Raw genomic sequence first — 8,706 nt, forward strand, 5'->3', positions numbered from 1 at the left:
GCAAGGGCGTTCGAGGGGCAACGAACCGGTGGTTCGTAAACTGCCCCTCTCACCCCGCAGGGAGAGGGGCTTCAGAAACTTGGGTATCACTGCCAGCCAACCATGCACGTGCATCCGGCAGCGGTGCACCGTCGCGGCGACCCAACGCCATGAAGTCGAACAGGTTGGGATCGGCCAGCTGCGAAGGACGAATATCGCCCAGCGCGCGCGAGATCTGCTCGATGCGGCCGGGGTGGTCCTTCTCCCACTGCCGCATCATCAGCCCCACCTGCTTGCGCTGCAGGTTCTCCTGGCTGCCGCACAGGTTGCAGGGGATGATCGGGAAGCGGCGCACATTGGCGTACTCGATGATGTCGCTCTCGCGCACGTAGACCAGCGGGCGGATCACCACGTGCCTGCCGTCGTCGCTGCGCAACTTCGGCGGCATGCCGGAGAGCTTGGCATGGTGGAACAGGTTCATGAAGAACGTGGCCACCATGTCGTCGCGGTGGTGGCCCAGCGCGATCTTGGTGAAGCCGTTCTCCTCGGCGTAGCTGTACAGCGCGCCGCGGCGCATGCGCGAGCACAGCGAACACATGGTCCTGCCCTCCGGGATCACCCGGCTGACCACCGAATAGGTGTCCTGCTCGATGATGTGGAACGGCACGCCGAGGTCGCGCAGGTACGCCGGCAGCACGTGCTCGGGGAAACCCGGCTGCTTCTGGTCCAGGTTCACCGCCACCAGCTCGAACGGCACCGGCGCCTTCTTCTGCAGCTGCAGCAGGATGTCGAGCAGGGTGTAGCTGTCCTTGCCGCCGGACAGGCACACCATCACCTTGTCGCCGGCCTCGATCATGCCGAAATCGGCGATGGCCTGGCCGACCTGGCGGCGCAGGCGCTTGGTCAGCTTGTGCTGCTCGCGCTCGGCCGCGCGCGGGTCGCGGGCGCTGCGGACGGGGTCGGGAAGGGGGATGACGGCATTCATCCCGGCCATTCTAACTGGCTTGGCGGCGACGGCCTCGCCGTGGCCGGCAGCGTGTATCCTCGATTCCCGTGGAAACCATGATGCCCGCCGAAATCAGCCAGCGCATCGCCGAACTGCGGGCCGAACACCGCCGTCTGGACGAACGCATCGCGCAGTTGGCCGCCAACCCGGACGACGACCTGGAAGCCAAGCGGCTGAAGCGGCGCAAGCTGCAGCTCAAGGACTGCATTACCCGGCTGGAAAGCATGCTGATACCGGACGAGCCGGCCTGAGCTCCACCAAAACTTGCAGCATGAGCATGAGCCACCGCCAGCAGACTGCCATGCCTGCCTGGAGAGAGGGGGGGGGCAAATTGCCCCCCCCCTTTGACTCAAGTAACTGATTCCATTGATTGCCGTCTTCCAGTTACTTCAGCTTGCCTTTGCCCACCACGGGCAGTGTCGCCCTCTGGATCTGCTGGATGCTCTTTTCCGGCCTGGGCAAGTCTTCCGGTAAGGTGCCGCCCAGCTCCTGGATGGTTCGGCGAATGGTTTCGCCCACGCCCTGATGGGTGCGGTTGGCGGCGGCCTTGCCCTGTACGTTGTCCCGCCTGAGCTTTTCTTCAGCTTGCGTGGCACGGAACAGGTTGGCCGCCAGTTCGGTGCTGCCCATGTGATCGAGAATCTTCTGGTTCTTCTTCAATCCCTTGCGGGCATGTATATCCTTCGCTCCCAAGCCGCCATACAAGCCTCGATAGCCATAATCCTGGAAGACCGCGTAATCCAGCGGTGTCGCGACACCCGCCTGTTTGGCTGCGGCAGCCAAATCCTTGTTGTGCTCCGCCACCTGTCCGCGCAGCAACAGGCGGCGCTGGTTTTCGCTCAAGGCGCCAAAATCCGTGGCCCGGGCCTCTTCGACACGCTCGTTGCCCACCTTGGCCAGCCACAATTTGAATGGCTCGGCCTTGGGCGAAGGAATCGACTGGATGATGCGCAGGACGCTTTCCAGCGTGGCGCAATTCAACAACTGCCGGCCGCCGGGGGTGGTGACGGGCACGGGCGTGACCAGCACCGCCCAGCCTGCGGAGAGTTCTTCATCGCGGCGACGCAGGTCGCGCAGGTAGCCATCCGGGCTGGGTGATTCGGTCAGGGCGGCCACGACATCGACCACCACGAACCACCAGCGGCCCTGATGCCAGGTACGACGGACTACCGGACCTTCCAGAGTAGGTAGCCCTTCCGCTGCCGTCGCCGCTGTCTTCGCTTTCGTCTCTTTCTCGTTCATCGGGCCTTCCACTTCCTGTGCTTTGCCATTCGAGTGTGTTCAAGCGTGCGGGGCACGCCCCGCACCTACGCCGCCGGCTCCTCCGCCTTCACCGCCTCCGGGCTCACCCGCTCGATGGTGTGGCGCAGCTCGCGGCCGAGGATGAACTTGGCGTCCTTGGCCCAGGCGTCCAGGCGTTCGTCGAACAGCAGCTTGCTGTTCTCGTCCGGCCACACCAGCCGCAGTTCGCGCATCTTCTGGATGAAGCTGCGGAACAGGGTCTTGTCGAAGAACTCCGGCGCGGCCGGGGCGTAGAGCAGGCTCAGGCGCTGCGCGGCCTGCTGGCACAGGCTTTCCAGCTCGCCGGCGCCGAGCGTGCCGGGGCCGTTCTTCACCAGCACCGAGATGGCGATGTAGTAGCGCTCGAACGCCTGCTGCAGCGAGTGGCCGATGGCGCGCAGGCGGAACACCTCGTCGGTCTGCCCGGTGTTGCGCGCGAGCATGCCGCCGTCGTCCTCGTTCACCTGCTGCAGCAGGCCCTCGCGCACGAACACGTCGATGGTCTGCTCGATGCGCGCGGCGAACTGGTCCTCGCTCCACGGCAGGAACAGCTCGGCCTGCAGGAACGGGTACAGGCCGCGGCCCAGCCGCAGCAGGCCGGCGCGGCTCATGCGGCGGTTGTTCTGGAAGCAGCAGGCCACCCACGACGAGGCGGTGAACAGGTGCAGCACGTTGTTGCGGAAGTAGCTCAGCAGCACCGCGGTGTCGCCGCTGACGCTGAGCACGTCGCCCAGCGGGTGCTTGATGCGGGTGAGGACGTTGATTTCCTCGGCGTGGGCGATGATGCGCTCGGGGGTGTGCGGGGTGACGGTGACCCGGTCCGAGTACGGCATCTCCACCAGCAGCGCCTTGCACAGCTCGATCTGCGCGATCAGGTCGGCCTCGCCCATCGCGTGCTTGGGCGTGGACAGCAGGGCCAGCGCCAGCAGGTTGATCGGGTTGACGTCGGCGGCCGCGTTGACGTGCACGTTGATGTCCTGCGCCAGCGAGTCGACGGTCTTCATCAGCCACGCCGGCTTCTCGTCCTCGGGCACCGGCTGGCCATCCCACTCCGGCGCATGCTCGGCCAGCACGTCGTTCAACGCGATCGGCTCGCCGAAGTTCACCACCACCTGGCCGTAGTTCTGCTTGAGCACCTTGGGGATGCCCCACAGCAGCGACCAGATCGATTCCTTCTCCTTCGGCCGTCCTGACAGTTCGTCCAGATAGCTGTTGCCTTCCATCAGCTTCTCGTAGCCGATGTAGATGGGCTGGAACAGCACCGGCTTGCGCGGCTGGCGCAGGTAGGCGCGCAGGGTCATCGAGATCACCCCGCCCTTGGGCTGCAGCAGGCGGCCGGTGCGCGAGCGCCCGCCCTCGACGAAGTATTCGATCGAGTAGCCGCCGGAAACCAGCTGCGCCATGTATTCGGAGAACACCGCCGAATACAACGGGTTGCCGCGGAAGCTGCGGCGGGCGAAGAACGCGCCGCCCTTGCGCAGCAGGGTGCCGACCACCGGCAGGTTGAGGTTGATGCCGGCGAAGATGTGCGGCGGCACGATGCCGCGGTCGTACAGCAGGTAGCTCAGCAGCAGGTAGTCCATGTGGCTGCGGTGGCTGGGCACGTAGACGATCTCGTGCCCGGGCGCGGCTTCCTTGAACTTGTCCAGGTGGTGCACCAGCACGCCGGCATAGATGCGGTTCCAGACGTGGCTGAGCATGAAGCTGGCCGAGCGCACCACCGGGGTGGAGTAGTCGGCGGCGATTTCCCAGGCGTAGCCCTGCGCCTTCTTCCACGCCTCGGTGGTCTTGCTGTTGTCGCGCTTGGCCTGCGCGGCGATGGCCTCACGCACCGAGTCGGCCTCCAGCACCTTGTCCACCAGCAGGCGGCGGGTGGACAGGTCCGGGCCGATGATCGATTCGCGGATGCGGCGGAAGTGGGTGCGCAGCACGCGCTGCAGCTTGCGCACGGTGCGCTCGGGCTCCAGCCCCTCGTCCACGGTTTCGCGCAGGGACACCGGCGCGGCGAAGCGCACGATGCTGTCGCGGCCGTTGAGCAGCACCGCCAACAAGCGGCGGAAGCGGCCCACCAGCGCCCAGTTCTCCGAGAACAGCACCGCGAACCAGCCGCTCTGCTTGTCCGGGGCACGGCCGACGAAGATCGACACCGGCACCAGTTGCACGTCCAGCGCGGGGTTGTCGCGGTGCGCCTGCAGCAGCTTGGCCAGCGAGTCCGAATGGGTGCGGGCGCCGCGCTGCTCGGGGATCAGCGCATTGCTGCTGGAGCGCCGCGACAGCGCCACATAGGCGCGCTTGCGCCCGGTCAGGTTGCCCGGCAGCGGCACCAGCGGCGACGGCAGGCCGGCGTCGCGGCAGGCCTTGTCCAGGATCAGCGCGTTGGACAGGCCGTAGTCCTCCAGCACATAGACCACCGGCTGCGCCGGGTCGTGCTGCGGTTGTTCCGGTTCGATCTTCAGGCCCAGCCACGGTTCGATCAGGCGGCCGAGCAGGCGCGCCCACCACGGGCGGCGGCCGGGACGGGCCTGCACCGGGCGCGCGCCCGGCACGATCGCGGCCGGTGCGGCGGCAGGCGTACCGGCCTCGTCGTGCGGGAGGAGTTCGCCCTGTTCGGGCCGGGAATTCTGTTTCGACATCCGCGACATTATGGCTTAGCCGCCCCGGTGGCGCTGTCCGCCGGTTCGGCCGTGGCCTCGATGGTGGCGGCCTGCGCGGTGCGGGCGGCGGCCAGTGCCGCCTCCGCCTCGGCCAGGGTCCGCGCCAGGTACCAGCGGCCTTCGCGCCGCTGCACCTGCACCTGCAAATCCAGTTCCTCGCCGGCCAGCGGGTACTGCACGCGCACGGTGGCTTCGTCGCCGCGTTCCTCGACCAGGCCGGTGCGCAGCTGCGCCAGGCTGTCGTCCAGCACCAGCCCGTAGCTGGCCAGCACCTGCTTGGCGGCACGGGCGAACGGCCCCAGCCGTTGCAGGCTGGCGGTCATCCCGGCCTGGCGGAAGGCGTCCTCGCTGTCCAGGCCGGTGGCGCGGGCGGCGCCGGTCAGGGTGGCGATGGTGGATTCGGCCAGCTTCGGGTCGGACAGCGGCGCCGCCTGCGCCCATGCGCTCAGGGCGGTGACCAGCTGCGCGTAGTGGGCGCGCTCGGCATCGCTGTAGTCGCCCTGGTAGGTGATGTACTGCACGCCGAACAGGCCCAGCGAGTGCGCGGCCTGGCGCACGGCGGCGGCCTGCCCGGCGATCTGCGCCTTGAACGCGCGCTGCAGGCGGGTTTCTGCGTCCTTTTCCGACAGTATCGCCAGCAGCACCGGCAGCTTGTCGTCCAGCGGCAGTTCGGTCAGCGGCCAGCGGCTGTGGCCCTGGGCCCAGGCCGTTTCCAGCTCGGCGTACTGCGCCGGCGGTACCGCCGCGCGGGCGTAGCCGGCCAGGTCGTCGTCCTGCAGGTACTGGACCATCTGCCGCACCGCGGTGGCCGGGCGGCTGGCGGCGCCGGGCAGCTCCTCGGTGCCGTGGCGGCAGGAGGCGGCCAGCAGCGCCGCGGCGGCCAGTGCGAGGTACAGGCAACAGGTTCGCGTTCGGGAACGGCGTGGCATGGCGTGGTGTCCTCCCCAGGAGCCGGGGCATCTTGCGGCCTGCCGGGTGACAGCGGCAAGCGCGGGGCGGCATTCCCCCGGCGGCCGGTCACATAAAAAAAGAGGCCGCACCGTTGCCGGTGGCGGACCTCCTCAAGCCGGCGCAAGGCCGGTGGACAGGTTGGCACATCGCCGGCAGGACCGGACGAGGTGCAAGCCTACGCGCCCGGTTCAGTTAAAGCAATACTTCATGAATCTCGCTTCAAGTTATTGATTTAACTTGATGCAGTGGCGATTTCCTGCTGCATCGCCAGCGCCGCCGCGCGCGGGTCCGGGGCCAGCCGGATCGGGCGGCCGACGACGATGGCGTCGGCGCCGTCGGCAAATGCCTGCGCCACGCCCACGGTGCGCTGCTGGTCGTCGCCGGCCGGACCGCCGGGGCGGATGCCGGGGCAGACGATGGAGAAACCGGCACCCGTGGCCGCGCGGATCGGCGCGGCCTCCTGCCCGGAGGCGATCACCCCGTCGATGCCGGCGCGCTGCGCGGCCAGCGCGCGTTCGACCACCACGTCCACCGGTTCGCGGTCGATGCCCATCTGCGCCAGGTCGGGGCGGCCCATCGAGGTCAGCACGGTCACCGCCAGCAGGCGCATGTCCGAGCCGTTGGCGGCCGCGGCCGCTTCCATCATCGCCGGGTGCCAGCCGTGGATGGTGCAGTAGCTCACCGGCCACTGCGACAAACGGCGGACAACACCGGCGATCGTGGCGGGAATGTCGAAGAACTTGAGATCGACGAACACGCGCTTGTCGCGCTTGGCGAGTTCCTCGAGCACATCGAAGTATTCGCCCGAGGCCAGCAGCTCCATGCCGATCTTGTAGAACGACACCGCGTCGCCGAGCCGTTCCACCCATTGCAGCGCCTCGGCACGGCCGGGCACGTCGAGGGCGAAGATCAAACGCTCGTCGGGGCGCAGCGGCAGCGGGCCGCGGTTCATCGCGCCGGCTCCAGCGCGGCGTGCTTGGCAGCGCGGCGTTGCGCGGCGGACAGGCCGTGGCGGTTGCCGACCGCCGCCGACTCGTAGCCGCCGTAGGTCGGGTTGGGCAGCATGAACCAGCGCTCGCCGAGCCAGCCCGGGTGGCCGGCGAGCAGGGCGTCGCGGTCGGCGTTGTCGTTGCTGCGCGGCTGGCCGAAATCGGTGATCTGGTCGCCCACCTGCATCAGCACGCGGTACTGGCTGGCGACCTTGATGCGGCGGCAGCCCTTGTCGTCGGCCGGCCGGGTGCAACCGGGCACGTCCACGCCCATGCCGAGATAGACGCCGTCATCGGCCACCGGGAAGCCGGCCGCGCGCAGGTTGTCCAGCGTGTCGGCCTTCATCTGGTCGGTGCGGTTGGAGATATAGATGAGGGTGACGCCGCGGGCGTTGGCCGCACGGGCGAATTCCAGCGCGCCGGGCACCGGGCGGGCACGCTTCTCGGCCACCCATTCGGCCCAGCTTTCCTCCTTGTACGACTTGCCATCGAGTACCAGCCGCGCCTGGTAGGGGGAGTTGTCGAGCATGGTTTCATCGACATCGACGACCACCGCCGGCTTCAGGCCGGGCTGCTGCAGCTCGGCGCCTTCGCCGGGCAGCAACGCGGTCCATTGCGGGTCGGCCAGGGCGCGGTCGAGCGTGGCCGCGGCCATGCGCCAGGTCTGCGTGGTCAGGGCGCGGTACTCCTGCGCCCGCTGCACCCACAGCACGGCGTTGAGGTTGTCGTCGGCGGGAACGGCCTCGCTGGTGGCCACCGCGGCCGGGACGTCCGGCCCGCCCCGGGTCAGCTGCGTGGGAGCGGTGCACGCGGCCAGCGACAGCATGGCGGCGGCGAGCAGGGAGAAGGTCGGGAGTCGGGACATGCGGCGCACCGGGCAGGACGAAAACCCGCGCAGTTTACCGGCTCACCCGCCTGCCCGCCCCACCGCGGCCGGCTCGGCTATGCTTGCGCCCCCTCGCGCGACGCAGGTGCACACGATGACCGATTCCCCCGCCATTCCCGTCCTCGACGCCGCGCAGGCACGCGCGCTGGGCTGCCTGATCGAGAAGGAAGCCACCACCCCGGACGCCTACCCGCTGACCGTCAACGCCACCCAGGTGGCCGCCAACCAGAAGACCGCGCGCGACCCGCTGATGAACCTGGACGCCGGCAAGGTGCAGCACGCATTGCGCCAACTGGAGGCGATGGGGCTGGCACGCCAGCATTTCTCCTCGCGCGCCGAGCGCTACGAACACCTGGCCGGCAACAAGCTCGACCTGCCGCGCCAGCAGGTGGCGCTGCTCGGCCTGTTGCTGCTGCGCGGGCCGCAGACCGCCGGCGAACTGGCCGCGCGCAGCGAGCGCATGGCGAAGTTCGCCGACGCCGAGGACCTGCGCCACCAGCTCGACCGGCTGGCCCAGCGCGAACTGGTGGTGCAGCTGCCGCGCGCCACTGGCCAACGCGAGGACCGTTACATGCACCTTTTGTGTGGTCCTGTGGATGTGGAAGCGCTGGCGGCGCAGTATCGCGCCCCGGCGGCTGGCGGGGCGGCCGGCAACAACGCATTGGAAGAACGCGTGCAGCAGCTGGAAGCCACGGTATCCGCGTTGCAGGAGCAGTTGGCGCAGGTACAGGCGCGACTGGACGGCTGAGCAGCGTTGGCGCTTCTAGGAGCGACGTCAGTCGCGACCGGGACGTTACCGTGAAAGCCCCGGTCGCGACTGACGTCGCTTGTGTCATTTATCCCGTTACCGTTGCAGGTGAGAGCGGAGTGCGGCAGCCCGTTCAGTCGCGGTGCCAAGCAAGCACGTGTAGGAGTCAGGGGCGCCGCACTCCGTGCTCCCATCCTCAGCCCGAACAGTTA

At 68.5% G+C, this 8,706-nt stretch carries 8 protein-coding genes; 2 read left to right on the forward strand and 6 right to left on the reverse strand.

Going from position 1 to position 8,706, the window contains the following annotated elements:
- Window positions 1-49: 49 nt before the first annotated feature.
- Complete coding sequence (ttcA, locus tag ABB34_RS05310) at window positions 50-964, reverse strand: tRNA 2-thiocytidine(32) synthetase TtcA (protein ID WP_057640216.1); 915 nt, start codon at window positions 962-964, stop codon at window positions 50-52.
- Window positions 965-1,032: 68 nt separating this feature from the next.
- Here ttcA and ABB34_RS05315 point away from each other — a divergent pair, with 68 nt between their 5' ends.
- Window positions 1,033-1,236, forward strand: a complete 204-nt coding sequence (locus ABB34_RS05315; RefSeq protein ID WP_057640217.1) for a YdcH family protein — start codon at window positions 1,033-1,035, stop codon at window positions 1,234-1,236.
- Window positions 1,237-1,369: 133 nt separating this feature from the next.
- Here the strand turns inward: ABB34_RS05315 and ABB34_RS05320 are convergent, their stop codons facing one another.
- From ABB34_RS05320 to ABB34_RS05340, 5 genes are all read right to left on the reverse strand, one after another.
- A complete protein-coding gene (locus tag ABB34_RS05320; protein ID WP_057640218.1) occupies window positions 1,370-2,227 on the reverse strand; it encodes a BRO family protein in 858 nt (285 codons plus the stop codon).
- Between the two features lie 65 nt (window positions 2,228-2,292).
- Window positions 2,293-4,908 (reverse strand): glycerol-3-phosphate 1-O-acyltransferase PlsB, encoded by a 2,616-nt coding sequence (gene plsB, locus ABB34_RS05325; RefSeq protein ID WP_057640219.1) that lies wholly within the window; start codon window positions 4,906-4,908, stop codon window positions 2,293-2,295.
- Window positions 4,908-5,849, reverse strand: coding sequence for a hypothetical protein (locus ABB34_RS05330; RefSeq protein WP_152979526.1), 942 nt, complete (start codon window positions 5,847-5,849; stop codon window positions 4,908-4,910). The genes plsB and ABB34_RS05330 overlap by 1 nt, the downstream gene beginning before the upstream one ends.
- 254 nt (window positions 5,850-6,103) lie before the next feature.
- A complete protein-coding gene (pyrF, locus tag ABB34_RS05335; protein ID WP_057640220.1) occupies window positions 6,104-6,823 on the reverse strand; it encodes an orotidine-5'-phosphate decarboxylase in 720 nt (239 codons plus the stop codon).
- Window positions 6,820-7,725: a 5'-nucleotidase, lipoprotein e(P4) family gene (locus ABB34_RS05340; RefSeq protein WP_152979527.1), complete on the reverse strand. Its 906-nt coding sequence runs from the start codon at window positions 7,723-7,725 to the stop codon at window positions 6,820-6,822. The genes pyrF and ABB34_RS05340 overlap by 4 nt, the downstream gene beginning before the upstream one ends.
- A gap of 115 nt (window positions 7,726-7,840) precedes the next feature.
- On the opposite strand from ABB34_RS05340, the gene ABB34_RS05345 reads away from it, so the two are divergent.
- Window positions 7,841-8,494, forward strand: coding sequence for a YceH family protein (locus tag ABB34_RS05345; protein WP_057640222.1), 654 nt, complete (start codon window positions 7,841-7,843; stop codon window positions 8,492-8,494).
- Window positions 8,495-8,706 lie beyond the last annotated feature (212 nt).

The sequence above is a fragment of the Stenotrophomonas daejeonensis genome, from assembly GCF_001431505.1.
Classification (GTDB): Bacteria; Pseudomonadota; Gammaproteobacteria; order Xanthomonadales; family Xanthomonadaceae; genus Stenotrophomonas; species Stenotrophomonas daejeonensis.

Coding starts and splice junctions, on each gene's coding strand:
- plsB (WP_057640219.1), bottom strand. CDS start 4,908: ATGTCGCGGATGTCGAAACAGAATTCCCGGCCCGAACAGGGCGAACTC.
- ABB34_RS05340 (WP_152979527.1), bottom strand. CDS start 7,725: ATGTCCCGACTCCCGACCTTCTCCCTGCTCGCCGCCGCCATGCTGTCG.
- pyrF (WP_057640220.1), bottom strand. CDS start 6,823: ATGAACCGCGGCCCGCTGCCGCTGCGCCCCGACGAGCGTTTGATCTTC.
- ABB34_RS05345 (WP_057640222.1), top strand. CDS start 7,841: ATGACCGATTCCCCCGCCATTCCCGTCCTCGACGCCGCGCAGGCACGC.
- ttcA (WP_057640216.1), bottom strand. CDS start 964: ATGAATGCCGTCATCCCCCTTCCCGACCCCGTCCGCAGCGCCCGCGAC.
- ABB34_RS05320 (WP_057640218.1), bottom strand. CDS start 2,227: ATGAACGAGAAAGAGACGAAAGCGAAGACAGCGGCGACGGCAGCGGAA.
- ABB34_RS05330 (WP_152979526.1), bottom strand. CDS start 5,849: ATGCCACGCCGTTCCCGAACGCGAACCTGTTGCCTGTACCTCGCACTG.